Origin of the sequence: Streptomyces sp. NPDC001832, from assembly GCF_040297265.1 — a bacterium.
Taxonomy (GTDB): domain Bacteria; phylum Actinomycetota; class Actinomycetes; order Streptomycetales; family Streptomycetaceae; genus Streptomyces.
Map to the genome: position 1 here is coordinate 44,026 of NZ_JBEOYU010000039.1, position 12,376 is coordinate 56,401.

The 12,376-nt window shown below is 67.6% G+C and carries 16 protein-coding genes and 2 pseudogenes; 8 read left to right on the top strand and 10 right to left on the bottom strand.

Translation table 11 applies throughout. The features are described 5' to 3' along the window. Window positions 1-52: 52 nt before the first annotated feature. Window positions 53-394 (bottom strand): annotated as a pseudogene (locus tag ABT115_RS24740) (transposase); the annotation flags it as partial. 208 nt (window positions 395-602) lie between these two features. On the opposite strand from ABT115_RS24740, the gene ABT115_RS24745 reads away from it, so the two are divergent. The 3 genes from ABT115_RS24745 to ABT115_RS30940 all read left to right on the top strand — a co-directional run bounded on the left by ABT115_RS24745 (window position 603) and on the right by ABT115_RS30940 (window position 2,937). Continuing rightward, entirely contained in the window at window positions 603-1,874 is a 1,272-nt protein-coding gene (locus ABT115_RS24745) for an MFS transporter (RefSeq protein WP_351793749.1), read from the top strand. A gap of 221 nt (window positions 1,875-2,095) precedes the next feature. Further along, on the top strand, window positions 2,096-2,518 hold the full coding sequence (locus ABT115_RS24750; RefSeq protein WP_351793751.1) for a hypothetical protein: 423 nt from the start codon (window positions 2,096-2,098) through the stop codon (window positions 2,516-2,518). A 257-nt stretch (window positions 2,519-2,775) separates the two neighbouring features. Then, window positions 2,776-2,937, top strand: a complete 162-nt coding sequence (locus tag ABT115_RS30940; protein ID WP_502969158.1) for a hypothetical protein — start codon at window positions 2,776-2,778, stop codon at window positions 2,935-2,937. Window positions 2,938-3,001: 64 nt separating this feature from the next. Here the strand turns inward: ABT115_RS30940 and ABT115_RS24760 are convergent, their stop codons facing one another. The 4 genes from ABT115_RS24760 to ABT115_RS24775 form a co-directional block, all read right to left on the bottom strand. After that, on the bottom strand, window positions 3,002-3,187 hold the full coding sequence (locus tag ABT115_RS24760) for a DUF6126 family protein (RefSeq protein WP_351793754.1): 186 nt from the start codon (window positions 3,185-3,187) through the stop codon (window positions 3,002-3,004). 519 nt (window positions 3,188-3,706) lie between these two features. After that, window positions 3,707-4,045, bottom strand: a complete 339-nt coding sequence (locus ABT115_RS24765; RefSeq protein ID WP_351793758.1) for an ArsR/SmtB family transcription factor — start codon at window positions 4,043-4,045, stop codon at window positions 3,707-3,709. 5 nt (window positions 4,046-4,050) lie between these two features. Continuing rightward, a complete protein-coding gene (locus ABT115_RS24770; RefSeq protein WP_351793761.1) occupies window positions 4,051-4,233 on the bottom strand; it encodes a hypothetical protein in 183 nt (60 codons plus the stop codon). Between the two features lie 362 nt (window positions 4,234-4,595). After that, window positions 4,596-5,561 carry a helix-turn-helix transcriptional regulator gene (locus ABT115_RS24775; RefSeq protein WP_351793764.1) on the bottom strand — a complete coding sequence of 322 codons (966 nt, stop codon included), beginning with the start codon at window positions 5,559-5,561 and terminating at the stop codon, window positions 4,596-4,598. 63 nt (window positions 5,562-5,624) lie between these two features. On the opposite strand from ABT115_RS24775, the gene ABT115_RS24780 reads away from it, so the two are divergent. From ABT115_RS24780 to ABT115_RS24795, 4 genes and pseudogenes are all read left to right on the top strand, one after another. Continuing rightward, complete coding sequence (locus ABT115_RS24780) at window positions 5,625-6,011, top strand: VOC family protein (RefSeq protein WP_351793767.1); 387 nt, start codon at window positions 5,625-5,627, stop codon at window positions 6,009-6,011. A 504-nt stretch (window positions 6,012-6,515) separates the two neighbouring features. Continuing rightward, window positions 6,516-6,794, top strand: a pseudogene (locus ABT115_RS24785) (ATP-grasp domain-containing protein); the annotation flags it as partial. 211 nt (window positions 6,795-7,005) lie between these two features. Next, the gene (locus tag ABT115_RS24790) at window positions 7,006-7,182 is read left to right on the top strand and encodes a hypothetical protein (RefSeq protein WP_351793770.1); all 177 of its coding nucleotides are present in this window, start codon (window positions 7,006-7,008) and stop codon (window positions 7,180-7,182) included. Next, the gene (locus tag ABT115_RS24795; protein WP_351793773.1) at window positions 7,172-7,561 is read left to right on the top strand and encodes a GNAT family N-acetyltransferase; all 390 of its coding nucleotides are present in this window, start codon (window positions 7,172-7,174) and stop codon (window positions 7,559-7,561) included. The genes ABT115_RS24790 and ABT115_RS24795 overlap by 11 nt, the downstream gene beginning before the upstream one ends. 27 nt (window positions 7,562-7,588) lie before the next feature. Here the strand turns inward: ABT115_RS24795 and ABT115_RS24800 are convergent, their stop codons facing one another. From ABT115_RS24800 to ABT115_RS24820, 5 genes are all read right to left on the bottom strand, one after another. After that, on the bottom strand, window positions 7,589-8,158 hold the full coding sequence (locus ABT115_RS24800) for a type 1 glutamine amidotransferase domain-containing protein (protein ID WP_351793776.1): 570 nt from the start codon (window positions 8,156-8,158) through the stop codon (window positions 7,589-7,591). Next, the gene (locus tag ABT115_RS24805) at window positions 8,140-8,424 is read right to left on the bottom strand and encodes a CDGSH iron-sulfur domain-containing protein (RefSeq protein WP_351793795.1); all 285 of its coding nucleotides are present in this window, start codon (window positions 8,422-8,424) and stop codon (window positions 8,140-8,142) included. The genes ABT115_RS24800 and ABT115_RS24805 overlap by 19 nt, the downstream gene beginning before the upstream one ends. A 19-nt stretch (window positions 8,425-8,443) precedes the next feature. Further along, window positions 8,444-9,127: a HemK2/MTQ2 family protein methyltransferase gene (locus ABT115_RS24810; RefSeq protein WP_351793778.1), complete on the bottom strand. Its 684-nt coding sequence runs from the start codon at window positions 9,125-9,127 to the stop codon at window positions 8,444-8,446. Between the two features lie 123 nt (window positions 9,128-9,250). Then, window positions 9,251-10,213: an iron-containing redox enzyme family protein gene (locus tag ABT115_RS24815; protein WP_351793781.1), complete on the bottom strand. Its 963-nt coding sequence runs from the start codon at window positions 10,211-10,213 to the stop codon at window positions 9,251-9,253. Between the two features lie 326 nt (window positions 10,214-10,539). Further along, window positions 10,540-10,842, bottom strand: coding sequence for a hypothetical protein (locus ABT115_RS24820; RefSeq protein ID WP_351793784.1), 303 nt, complete (start codon window positions 10,840-10,842; stop codon window positions 10,540-10,542). Window positions 10,843-11,249: 407 nt separating this feature from the next. Between ABT115_RS24820 and ABT115_RS24825 the strand changes: the two genes are divergently transcribed. Further along, a complete protein-coding gene (locus ABT115_RS24825; RefSeq protein WP_351793787.1) occupies window positions 11,250-12,290 on the top strand; it encodes a carbon-nitrogen hydrolase family protein in 1,041 nt (346 codons plus the stop codon). Window positions 12,291-12,376: the final 86 nt, after the last annotated feature.

The following is a 12,376-nucleotide window of genomic DNA, read 5'->3' on the forward strand; positions in this document are numbered from 1 at the left end:
CGGCGGCCGCTTCCTGCGAGCTGGACAGCACTCGCGGAGGCTGCCCCCGGTAGCGGCAGCGGCGCATGCCGTGTCCGTGAGCGAATTCGTTGACGGTGCCCTCGACTCCGGAGCGGACCGCATGCCGGGCGTGCCAATCGGACGTCTGCTGTTCGGCGCGGACGCGGACTTGCAGGTCACGGAGTTCTCGCGGGGGAAAGCCCACGTTCCGTGCGCTTTCGCGGGAGGTGGTGCACTGGGCGCGGACCGGGCACGGTTGGCACTGGCCCTTGTCACAGAACTCGCGCACGAGCCGACCAGGCTCCGGTACCCTCACAGGACGCAGTCGCCGCCCACGGCCGTCCTCCCGGGAACCAAGTGACGAGATCCGGGATTTCCCCGACCTCACGCCCACGCTGGCTCCAAGATGTACGCAACCGTTTCCAGAGGATGCACGCTACCGGTTCCAGCACTTGGCACCTCCACCGAGGATGGCCGCGGCGCCGACAACGGTTCCCGGAGGGTCGGCCCAATGTTCTGCGCGAAGTACGGACTGGAGGTCCCGGTCGACGGCGGAGGCCCAACACCAATGATCAGCGGAGTCACCAGGGGGAGCCTGCAGCATGACCGGCACCACGGAGGCCCTTGGCGGGTCGGCTGCAGTCGACGATGCAGCACGAAGCGTTACGCGCCCGTTCTACGTATACGCCGTGCTCGCCAACTCGCTGTTCCAGCGCGGCGTATTCGTCCTCTTCCTTCAGCAGCGAGGCTTCTCCGCCGGGCAAGTGGCCCTCCTTCAGACACTGCTCTACCTGGTCAGCGGACTTGCGGAGTTGCCGACGGGAGTCATCGCTGACCGAATCGGCAGGCGTGCCAGCATCGTGATCGGCCAGGTGCTGATAGCTGGATGTCTGCTCGGTCAGGTGACGTCCTCCAACTACTGGGTGTTCCTGACGCTGTTCATCGGCCAGGGCGTGGGCATGGCATGTGTATCCGGTTCGGACACCGCCCTGCTGTACGACCTGCTCGTGAGTCGTGGTGCAACGGCCAGCTACGTCAAGATCAAATCCCGGTTCACCATGCTCGGGACGGTCACCTCGGGAGTCGCCATCGTCCTCGGCGGCCAACTGCAGCAGATTTCCTGGGCAATCGTCTACGTCGGTTCGGCGTCGTGCCTCGTCCTGGCAGTGGTGGTGCTGATGTCACGGGTGCCCGAGATCCGCGGCGCGGATGCGGTGGACGAGCAGGACGGAGCCGAGAAGGAGCACGGCGACGCCACAGCATGGCGGGCGATGCTTCGGGTCGCAACGCCGGCGCTCGTGACGCTTGTCGTGGTGTCCGGATTGATGCATGCGACTTTGACGCCGTACATCATTTTTACGCAGAAGACCCTCTCCGATCAGGGAGCGGGCACCGCATTGGTCAGCGTGGTCATATCGGCGGGATTCTTCGTCGGCGGACTCACTCCCTTGCTGTCGGACCGCGCGGATCGGCGCATCGGGTATCGGGTCATCGTCCCGGTGTCTCTCCTGACGCTCGCCGTGGCGCTCGGCCTGAGCGGCCTCGGCCTTGTCTGGGTCACCATCGCCGCGTTCCTGGTCCTGGTCGGAATTCCCGAGATCACTGCCGTGCTCGTGGACAACGTGTTCAACGAGGCCGTGCCGTCGCGCCACCGGGCGAGCCTGCTGTCGATGATCGCATTCGTGGAGTCGGCGCTCATCGGCATCGGCTATCTCGTCCTCGGCGCGCTCATGGACGGGTTGGGCTCCAGTGTGGGCATGGCCACCTACGCCGCGGTCCCCCTGCTGGCATGTCTCCTGTGGCTCCCGGTGCTCTTCCGAGGGGCACGGGTGACCACCGAGATCGAGAAGCCCGCCGACCAAAAGGCATCCTGAAACAGACCATCTCGCGCAACGCCCTTGCCCGGTGGCAGGGGCGTTGCGCGTTGACATGCCGCTCCCAGTCAGCGACGGAGCTGTCATCGCGACGATCAGCGCCAAACGGGGTGGGAAGAATCGCGCCACTGCGGCAGCTGTTCAGCCTGGATCCACCACGTTAACGGTCGGCCTGTGGACCCCCGATCCGGCTGGCCGAGCGGTGCGGTCTGCCTGCCCTGGTGGCCGAGAAGGTAAAACTCACCGGCGCGAAGAACGGTGCCGGGACGACCGCCGACGCGAAGGCCCTGTCGATCGTGGGCGGGATGGTGGCCGGCGCGGACATCATCGACGATCTGGACGTGCTGCGCCACGGCGGGCTGCCCCGCCTGTTCGGCGGCGTGCGTGCCCCGTCCACTCTCGGCACCTTCCTGCGTGCGTTCACCTGGGGGCATGGGCGTCAACTGGACTCTGCCATGCGGGCGTTCACCTGTCGGCAGGCCGCGCACACCGGCCTGGTCCCCAACGGTGACGAGGTGGTGTTCGTCGACATCGACTCGAAGGTCAAGCCCGTGTACGGGCCTGCCAAGCAGGGCGCCTCCTTCGGCTACACCAAACAGCGCGGCCTGCACTTCCAGATCGTCACCGTCAAGATGTCCACCTGAGCGCCTGTGATCGTGGCAACGAGGCTGCGCAAGGGCTCGGCCAACTCCGGCAAGGGCGCCGCGTCGCTGCTGCGCGAGGCCCTTGCCACGGTCCGCGCGATGGGCACAGATCATCGTCCGCGCCGACTCCGCGCACTTCTCCCACAAGGTCGTCGCTGCCTGCCGCCCGCACGGGGTCGCGGTTCTCCCTCGCGGTCGCGGTCAAGAAGAAGCTCCGCACCTGGTCGGGCTGGGTCTACGTCGCCTTTGTCCTGGACGTGTATTCGCGGACGATCGTCGGATGGCAGCTCGCCAACCACATGCGGACCGATCTCCCCCTGGACGCCCTGGAAATGGCCTCGACGACCCGGGGCACGGGCCCATCGCAGCCGACCGCCCGGACAGCCGATCTTCCCTGGCCGGAAGGAGCCGGGCCATAGACCGCCCGGGTCGGTTTCAGGGCCGGTCGGCCCTTTTCGCGGGTGCGCGCGCCCTCGTACCGGGTCACTTGTGTGCGTGCTGGCCCAGGTAGAAGAGCAGCATCACCCATCCGGCGATGAGGTGCGTGCCGAAGATGTAGAACCCCACCCGTATGGCGACACCGCGCTCGATCCACGACTCCCTGTCCTTCTTCTTGGTCTGCCGATTGCGCTGCTTGCCCGCAGACTCGTCGGACGCTTGTTCAGCCACCGTGCCCTCTCTCTGCTTCCCGTGATGCCACTGATGTCCACGTGCCTACGACGGCATGCTGAACCGCACGAGGACGACCTTGCCGTCATGGTCGACGGCGGGCTCCGCGCTGACGTCGCCGTCGTACTCGGTGGGCGCTCGGCCACCATCCGCAGCCCCGCGCCCATGCCCTCGTCGCTGAGATCCGGCAGCCTCGGCTCGGCGTCCGCGACGCTGACGACCAGCTGCCCGGCCGCGACCGTGATCCCCATGTCCATCACCGGCGAGCCAGGGGCGTGCCGCAGCACGTTGGTGACCAGCTCGCTGGTCACCAACAGCACCGGGTCCGCGAGCGAATGCGGAGCCTGGTGCGACGCCAGCCGCAGGGAGGTGCTCAGCCTCCGCTTCCCGGGCTCGTCTCACCGCCTCAGGCCCCAACGCGAACGAGGCGATGTGCCGGCATCACAGGCGGCACATGCTCGGTGGCCGCAGCCGGCCGCCTGCCGCGCCGCCACGGTACCCGGAACCCGCCATTGCCGGTCAACGCGTCGCCTCCGCCGCGCGCAGCTCGTCCAGCAGGTCCTGCTGACCGATGAGCAAGGTGGCCAGGATCCGCCGCGCGGCGGCGAGCAGCTCGGCCACATCACCCCCGGCCAGCTCGTACACCACCGTCGAACCGGTACGCGTCGCGGTCACGATTCCCGAACGGCGCAGAACGGCCAGCTGCTGGGACAGGCTCGACGGCTCGACCTCGATCGCGGCGAGCAGCTCGCGCACCGGCTTTGGGCCGTCTTGTAGCAGTTCGAGCACGCGGATGCGGACCGGGTGGCCGAGCATCCGGAAGAATTCGGCCTTTGCTTCATACAGCGGAACCGGCATCCCGATCACCCCTCCTCCGCCCCCGTCGCCTCGATGTCCAGCCCGTGCTGCCGCGCCAGCCGCACCGCGTCGTCCAGCTCGTCCTGGGCCACCGCGATGGCATACGCGTCGTCGGCGCTCACGGCGGCCGCCAGACCGGCTCGCGCCGTGTGTACCCGCACAAGCAGCGCCTCGGCGACTTCGTTCATGCGACCTCCGGACGGTGGATCACCTAGGCACCAGAGCAACTAAGCAATTGAAGAACTCTTCAATTATAGGGGTGGGGAGGGCCAAGACAGACCTGTGGGATCTGGCCGTCGGGACCGAAAGGATCATGCATCGGCCAGGAGCTGCGCGCAGAGGCAGAACTTGCGCAGCTCGGCACCATCGGCGCACTGGCGTAGGGAGCCCGTACTGAAGGCGTAGGAAGCCCGTACTGAAAAGGTTGCTGGTGGGGGTGTGAACGGCATGGCGCTGACAAGAGCTGGGCGACGCCCGGCGGCTGAACAAGGGCAGTTCCGGGGAACCCTCCGACACCGGTTGAGGTCGGCGCTCGTGCCCGCGTAACACCCTACGAGAGCCGACTGCCCTCGTTGTCCTCGAACAGTTCTCGGGTACGGCGCAGCAGTGCATGCCGCACGTCGTCCGGGGACAGCACTTGTAGCGGGGTGCCCAGGCTGAGCAGGTACTTGGCGAGCCCGTCCGCGTCGGGGCCGCCGATCTCGACGATGGTGGCCTCGGGGCCGTCCGGGCGGTGGGTACCGACTGTAGGCGGGACCAGCCGCAGTGTCCGGTCCAGGGGCAGCGGGAGGCGGACCGTCACGTAGAGCGGGTACGCGCTGCTGGCGATGCCTCGCGAGACAAGAAGCGCCGGGTCGGGCGGGTCGACGAGTTCCACCACCTGCCCCGTCGGCTGCGCTTGCGTCACCCGGTCGGCCCGGAACGTCCGCCACTCGTCCCGCGCCACATCCCGGGCGACGAAGTACCAGCGGCGCCCGGTGTGCACGAGACGGTACGGGTCGACATTCCGGACGGTGGCCTTCCCTTCCCGGTCCTGGTACGACAGGCGAGTGCGCTCGCCCCGGCGGCATACGGTGGCCAGTTCCAGCAGCATGCCCGGTGCGATCTGCCGCTTGTCAGGCCTGGGTGTGTGCACGAACGCGGCGTCCAACTCGCCCAGCCGGTCCGCGATCCGCGCGGGCAGGCCCTGGCGCAGTTTCAGCAGCGCGGACAGCGAGGCCTGGTCGCTGCCGAGGACGCCGCTGAGCGCGGCCTCGCGCAGGGCGACGGCCACGGCGAGTGCCTCCTCGTCGTCGAGGACCAGCGGCGGCACCCGGGTTCCGCGGCCCAGGCGGTAGCCGCCCCACGGCCCGGGCTCGGACTCCACGCCGTAGCCGAGTTCCCGCAGCCTGGCGATGTCCCGGCGGACGGTGCGTTCGGTGACCTCCATCCGTCCGGCCAGCTCGCGGCAGGTCCACGACGGCCGCGCGGACAGCAGCGAGACCATTCGCAGCAGGCGGGCGGAGGTGCTGATCACATCCCGAAGTCTCTCCCATGACCAGGACCGAATCTGTCCTGGTCCCGCCGTAGCGTCTTCCCCATGAGCACCGGAACCACATCTGCGCCAGCGATCCGCTACTCGGCCGTCACGTTCGACTGCCCGGACCCCGCCGAGCTGGCCCGCTTCTACGGCGACGCCCTTGGCCTGCCCGTCGTCTACTCCAGCGACGACTTCATCCTGCTCGGCCAGGAGGGCTCGGCCGGACTGGGCTTCTGCCGGCTGGCCGACTACCAGCGTCCCACCTGGCCGAACCCATCCCACGAAAAACAGGCCCACATCGAACTGGGTGTCGACGACCTGGACGCCGCCCAGGCCCGGCTACTGGCCCTTGGCGCCGTCGAGCCCGCGGCTCAGCCGCAGCCTGATCGGTGGAGGGTCCTGCTGGACCCTGCCGGCCACCCGTTCTGCATCTCCACCCTGGTCTGAGCATGATCGGCCGACTGATGACCATGACCGCGCACCCGGGCAGAGGTGGTGAACTCTCCGCGTCCGGCACTGAGGCGCGGGAGGCGGAGCGGCGAGGGCGGCCTGTGCGCAAAGCTGAGAGATGGCTGACGACTTTGACCGAGGCCCTTGCTGCGAACCCCGCCGCTGCGGAGTTCTTCGCGGTGGCAGAGGTGGCTGCCCGCTTCGGCCTGCCAGGGCTATCGCCCCAGGCCGCCCGCACCTGCCGGGACAAACTGCTGATGCGGCGCGCCTGTGAGGCGGCCGGTGTCGCGGCGCCCGGCTTCCACCAGGCCACGACCGAGCAGGACGCTCTCGCCGCCGCAGACCGCTTCGGTTACCCATGCGTGGTGAAGCCGATGACCGAGTCGGCCAGCATCGGCGTCGCCCTCTGCCGCTACGCCGGAAGAAGTCCTCGCGGCCTACCGGGACATCAGCTCGGCGCCGACCGATTTCCGGGGCCAGCCCCGGCGCCCCGGCGCGCTCGTGGAGGAGTACCTCCTGGGCTACGAGGTGAGCGTCGAATCCGTGCTGGTGGACGGCGAGCGGCGAGTCCTGGGCGTCACGGACAAGGCTCTCGGCCCCCACCCGCACTTCGTGGAGATGGGCGACACCTTTCCGTCGATGCTGTCAACGCCGGTGCGTGAGCAGTGCACCGACTTGGCCTGCCGGGCGCTGGAGGCGGTCGGCCACGACTTCGGCGCCGCGCACGTCGAGGTGAAGATGACCGCGAAGGGTCCCCGCATCGTCGAGGTCAACGGCCGCATGCCCGGCGCAGAGATCACCCAGCTCATCCGCGAGGCGACGGGCATCGATCTGCAGCGCGAAGTGATCAGGCTGCACGCTGGGCAGCCGGCCGACCTCACGGCTACCCGCGGCCAGGCCGCGGCGTCCCGCTACCTGGCTGCCCGCGAGTCGGGAGCCCTGACCACGATCGGCGGCGCGGACCTGGCGCGGCGCATCCCCGGCGTGGTGGATGTGGACCTGGAAGCCCCACCCGGGCGACCGTGTCCGCCCCGCCGAGAGCAATCTCGACCTGCTGGGCTATGTCGTGGCGGTCGGCGACACGACCGGCGACGCGGTGCGCAGGGCGGAAGCGGCTCTGGGGCAGCTCACCCCGGTGATCGACACAGCGATCAAGGGTGAGCGATGAGTACCACACCCAGGACAAGTCGCCCCGAAGCGGTGGAGGTGGCCGCCTACCGAAGCCTGAAGCCACCGCCTCCCTCGGCGGACACCTGGCAGGCTTCGTCCTCACGTTCACTCACGGTGGGGAGATGTACGCTCGCCAGGCCGGATTCGACTACGAGGCGCAAGGCAAGCTGCCGCTCTACTTCGGCCTGGTCTACTACGAGTTGCTGCGGATCGCGCTTTCCGAGGGCATTTCGCAGATTCACTACTCCACCGGGTCGGACCGGGTAAAGCTCTCTCGCGGTTGCACTCCGCGGCGGCAGATCGCCTACGTCAAGGCCCGCCGCGCGGAGCAGATGGAACAGCTGTCGCGACTCGCACACCGCTGTGCCCTGGAGTAGTGGTTGGCCCGCGAGCCCTCCATCGGTTCACTGGGCGTCGACGGCGAGCGCCGAATCCACTTCACGGAGGAACGGCTCCAGGTCACCGGGACGGCGTGAGGTGATGAGGGTCCAGCCGTGCGAATCGTCCGTGACCACCGGCGCGTCCATCCATTCACCGCCGGCATTGCGGATATCCGTCCGGAGGGAGGGAAACGAGGTCATGGTTTTCCCGTCGACAACGCCGGCTTCGACCAAGGCCCACGGGCCATGGCAGATGGCTGCCACGGGGCGGCCCGACGAAGTGAAGGAGCGGACTATCTCGATGGCGCGTTCCTGAACGCGCAGGGAGTCCGCGTTCACGGTGCCACCGGGCACGAGCAGCAGGTCATAGTCTGCCGGGTCCACGTCCTTCAGGGCGTGGTCAGCCGGCACCGTTTGGCCCGGCTTTTTGTCACCGACGAGAGTCTGAACGTGGTCCGTCGACACGGCCGCGACCTCCACTTCGGCCCCCCAGCCCCGTAGATGCTCCAAGGGCTTCAGGAGTTCGTCCTGCTCGACGCCGTAGTTCGAGACGATCGCCAGCACCTTTCGTATGCTCACATCGTTGTCGGGCATTTTTCGTTCCTTTCGAGCAGAGTGGCGGCGCAGCGAGAGCTCTCCAAACACGCTCCCGGGGCCGAAGCGGGTTCCGGGTCCGAACCGTCCGTGGAAGCCGTGCGCCGTCCGGCACGGCGACGGTGACTGGTGTCGCACCAGGGGAGGATGCCGCTGCGTCGGCACGTACAGATCGCGACGACGCAGCGATCCGAGACATGTGCGGCCCCGTCTGGGCCGGTCACTTCCACCGGCCCCTCCACCAGCAGGGGGCCTCGTTCCGTCATGGTGATGCGCCTGGGGGATTCAGGTTCGTTCGGCACGGATGACCACCAACTCCTCGGTTGCTCCCTCTTCTTTCTTCAATAGTCCTCGCTCCCGCAGCCAGTTCATCCTTGAGAGCAGCACTGGCCCGAAGGGTATGTGCACACGGTTGCTGACGGTCGCATCCAGGCCCACGCGGTTCAGCCGCTTCAGTGTTGTGTCGACGTCGCACAGTCCGGAGTGCACCATCAGGAGTACCCCACGTGGGCGCAACACCGCGGGCGCACTCTCGCAGACGCGGTCGACGACTGCCCGACCGTCGGTCCCGGCGTTCCAGGCGCGAGAGGCGCCGTACCGCGGGGTGTCCGCATCGGGAGCGGGCACGTAGGGCGGATTGCACAACAGGAGGTCGTAGGAGTGTGCGCGTACGGAGGAGGTCAGATCACTGTGGTGCACGGTGATGCGGCGAAGGTGCAGAATCGCATTGAGGCGTGCTGTCGCGACCGCCCGGTGCGTGATGTCGACGGCCGTCACCTTCCCGCCCAGTTGCGCGGCCCGTATGGCCAGGGCGCCACTTCCCGTGCCGATGTCGAGCACGGCTGTCCCGGGCCTGATGTTCTCCCGGTTGAGCGCCGCCATCAGCAGCTGTGTATCGCGTTGCGGTGCGTAAACCCCCGGTAGCCTGACGAGAAAAGGGACCGAGGAGTCCATCAGTACGTCAGCCATGTGCTTGCTCCCGCCGGGGGACCGGACAGTGGTTCCATGTTCCCTTCGGAAAGCGTTGGTCGCCTCTCGGCGCGGCAGGCCGTGTACGGGATCGGATTTGAGGCGAGGCGGTGTTTCACCGTTTCATGCGTCCCAGACGGTGAGAAGCCGTCTCGCGAGGCGGTCCTCCAGGTGTGAGGTCGCGGTGATTCCGAATGTGATGTCCGGCTCCAACTCGGGTTCCTCTGCGAGCAGTCCGCCGATCACGTCCCGTCGAACGATCTGCTCGTGCACAGCATCGGCCTCCACGTGTTCTCTGTAGAAGCGTTCCGCAGACGGCCCGGCACCGGTGCGCTCCATGGCGCGCGCAAGTCGCCGGGAGGTCGGCGACGAGGTGATTTCCACAGCGGCGAAGTGGCCCACCAGGGCTCCGCGCAGGCGCCGGTGCAGCCCGAAGAACGACATGGCGTTCACCAGGGCGAGCATCTCAGTGCAGCCGGTGTCCAGGTAGTGGCCGTAGTCCGTCTCGAGGCCGAGATCCGACATGAGGTCAGCGAAAAGTCGGGCGTGCACACGGTCCGCCCTTCCGCCGCCGAATTCGTCGTACTCGACCGCGGCCATGCCTGCCTTGGCACGACCACTGAGCCGTGGAAGCACCCAGACGTGCGGATCCGCCTCTTTGAGGTGGTAGAGGGAACGCTGCTTCGCGTACTCGCGGAGGTGGTCCAACGTGCCCCGTTTCTCGAGGAATTCCGATACGCCGCCACCATCGACAGACTCGACCAGCAGATTGGCCAGGACGTGTTCCAGCGACTGTCGAACGCCCGCATTACGGCGCAGAGCGGTCAGGAAACGTTCTTCCAACGCGGCACGGACCGCGAGAAGCGAGGGTTCCCACTCCCAATCGGGATCGACCCCGTCGAAACCCCGGTAATGCAATTCGTAGCAGGTGTACAACGCCAGCTGAAGATCATCACCGTATGGGTTGGCCCGGCTCACCGCTGTCGTGTCGGGCAACGCCTGCCTTCCTCGGAGAGATCCGGACATCGCTGCGGAGAGCGGGCCACGGTGCTGGGGGAGCGTCGGCCCTCGATGCTCTTCGGCCATGCCTTCACCTCCCGAGCCGTTCAGTGGTCCGTGTGAGTCCAAAGTACCCACCACTCGATGCTCGCTCCGTGTGCGGGCTGCCGCATCTCCAACACGAGGTGCGCAACCGCAGGCGGCGGTCGGGCAGCAGGAACCAACCGTGACCTGTTCGGAACAGAGCGTATTGCGCTGCGCGAACTCTGATCTCGATGCACTGCGCCGGGCACTCAACGTCGATGACGCCCTCGCGGGACGATCAGCGCGGAAAGCCTGCGCCCGAGCCTGTTCGCCGGACCATGGAGATCGCTCGCAGAGCCACACCTTGGCGCGGCCGAGCCCGAATACAATCAACGCGCCCCAGCCGAACGCGGCCAGCAAAACCGCCGGCGGAACCCCGCACGAACCGCACCCCGCTGTGCAGCAGGAGCAGTACGAAGACCGTGCCGGGCAAGCAGGCCAAGGCCAGCGGAACGTATCTCGATCACGACCGTCAGCGGGATCAGGCCGAACGGCAGTAGCAGACATCCCAGCGTCAGCCAGGTCAACTTGGCCAAGCGGCGGTCGGATTGACGTGTCACGGCCGCGAAGATCTGGATGGCCACACCGGCCACGATTCCCGCCAGTACGGTCCAGAAGACGAAGCGCGGCATGTGTCAGCAGTCGCTCCAGCGAGCCCGAGAACCCGGACTGCTTGCTGAAGCCCTTGGGCAGCTTGTAGAAGATCGACAGCGCCGGTTCGTCGGCCAGCACATGCGGGCGGGTCAGGTTCAGCAGCAACTCGAGCAGACAGCACGATGGCGATCCGGGCGATCAGCAGCGCCCTCGCGCGCCATGGCACATTGTTCACCGGACCGACACAGCTTCCGCGAGGACGTCGTGCAGCCGGTGGACACTGGCCGTGGCAACGGCGGCAGGGCGCATGTACGCGTCGCTGCGAACGATGGCAGGCTGCTCCGTGACCGGCTCACTGATTCATCCGCATCCGAACCGTGCGCCCCGGACACCGCTCGACGGTCTGTTCCTTCCGGTGCGCTCCACTTCTGAGGAGGACTCCAACATGTCATCCCCCACTTCCACGAAACGAACTGTCGCGGCGGTGCACGCCGCTCCGGTGTTCATGGACACCGAGGCGACCGTCGGCAAGGTCATCCGCTTCATCGAACAGGCCGGTCGGGATGGCATCGACCTGCTGGTGTTTCCCGAGACATTCGTGCCCGGTTACCCGTACTGGATCGAGGCGTACGCCCCGCTGGACCAGCAGGGCGCCAACGCCGCCTACGCCGAGGCGTCCGTCGAGGTGCCCGGTCCGCAGATCGCCCGGGTCCAAGCCGCTTGTGACCGCGCCGGGGTCGGCGTTGTTCTCGGTGTCAGCGAACGGCTCGCGGGGACCCGCACGTGTTTCAACAGCCAGGTCTTCATCGAACCCGACGGCACCCTTCTCGGAGTTCACCGCAAGCTCCAGCCCACCTATGCCGAACGGATCGTGTGGGCTCAGGGCGGCGGCGCCACCCTCAGCGTCTTCGACAGCACCCTGGGCCGGATCGGCGGTCTGGCCTGCTGGGAACACACCATGAATCTGGCCCGGCAGGCCCTGATCACTCAGGGCCAGCAGATCCACGCCGCGGCATGGCCCGGTCTGTCCACCATGACCGGCTTCGAGACCGTCGCCGACGTCCAGATCGACGCCATGATGAAGACCCACGCGCTCACGGCGCAGGCGTTCGTCATCTCCGCCGGAAACCCGGTGGACGAGACGTGCCTGCAGTGGATGGAGTCCACCGTCGGACCACAGAAGCACATCACTGCGGGCGGCGGCTGGTCGGCCGTGATCCACCCCTTCAACCAGTACCTCGCCGGCCCGCACACCGGCCTCGAGGAGAAGCTCGTCACCGCCGAGATCGACCTCGCCGACATCAACGCCGTCAAGGTCTGGGTCGACTCCCGCGGCCACTACGCGCGACCGGAGATCCTCGGCCTACGGGTCGACCGACGCCCGCTCTGGCATGACGAAGGACACCGCGAATGGCCTGCCGCCCCGAGCGACGGCGCCGCCGCCCCGGCGGCCGAAACGGGCGAACCTTGCCGGTCGCGGCACTAGGGCGTGTTTCGAAAGTCCCGTCGTCCGCCCGAAGGGCGGGCCCCGCGGCGTCTGGTGCGTGCGATCGCAAGGCGGAGGGTCGTCCT

Excerpts from the sequence above, each read along its gene's own strand:
- ABT115_RS24745 (WP_351793749.1), top strand. The coding sequence starts at position 603 with ATGACCGGCACCACGGAGGCCCTTGGCGGGTCGGCTGCAGTCGACGAT.
- ABT115_RS24765 (WP_351793758.1), bottom strand. The coding sequence starts at position 4,045 with ATGCCGGTTCCGCTGTATGAAGCAAAGGCCGAATTCTTCCGGATGCTC.
- ABT115_RS24770 (WP_351793761.1), bottom strand. The coding sequence starts at position 4,233 with ATGAACGAAGTCGCCGAGGCGCTGCTTGTGCGGGTACACACGGCGCGA.
- ABT115_RS24780 (WP_351793767.1), top strand. The coding sequence starts at position 5,625 with ATGAGCACCGGAACCACATCTGCGCCAGCGATCCGCTACTCGGCCGTC.
- ABT115_RS24790 (WP_351793770.1), top strand. The coding sequence starts at position 7,006 with ATGTGGACCTGGAAGCCCCACCCGGGCGACCGTGTCCGCCCCGCCGAG.
- ABT115_RS24800 (WP_351793776.1), bottom strand. The coding sequence starts at position 8,158 with ATGCCCGACAACGATGTGAGCATACGAAAGGTGCTGGCGATCGTCTCG.
- ABT115_RS24805 (WP_351793795.1), bottom strand. The coding sequence starts at position 8,424 with ATGACGGAACGAGGCCCCCTGCTGGTGGAGGGGCCGGTGGAAGTGACC.
- ABT115_RS24810 (WP_351793778.1), bottom strand. The coding sequence starts at position 9,127 with ATGGCTGACGTACTGATGGACTCCTCGGTCCCTTTTCTCGTCAGGCTA.
- ABT115_RS24815 (WP_351793781.1), bottom strand. The coding sequence starts at position 10,213 with ATGGCCGAAGAGCATCGAGGGCCGACGCTCCCCCAGCACCGTGGCCCG.
- ABT115_RS24820 (WP_351793784.1), bottom strand. The coding sequence starts at position 10,842 with ATGCCGCGCTTCGTCTTCTGGACCGTACTGGCGGGAATCGTGGCCGGT.
- ABT115_RS24825 (WP_351793787.1), top strand. The coding sequence starts at position 11,250 with ATGTCATCCCCCACTTCCACGAAACGAACTGTCGCGGCGGTGCACGCC.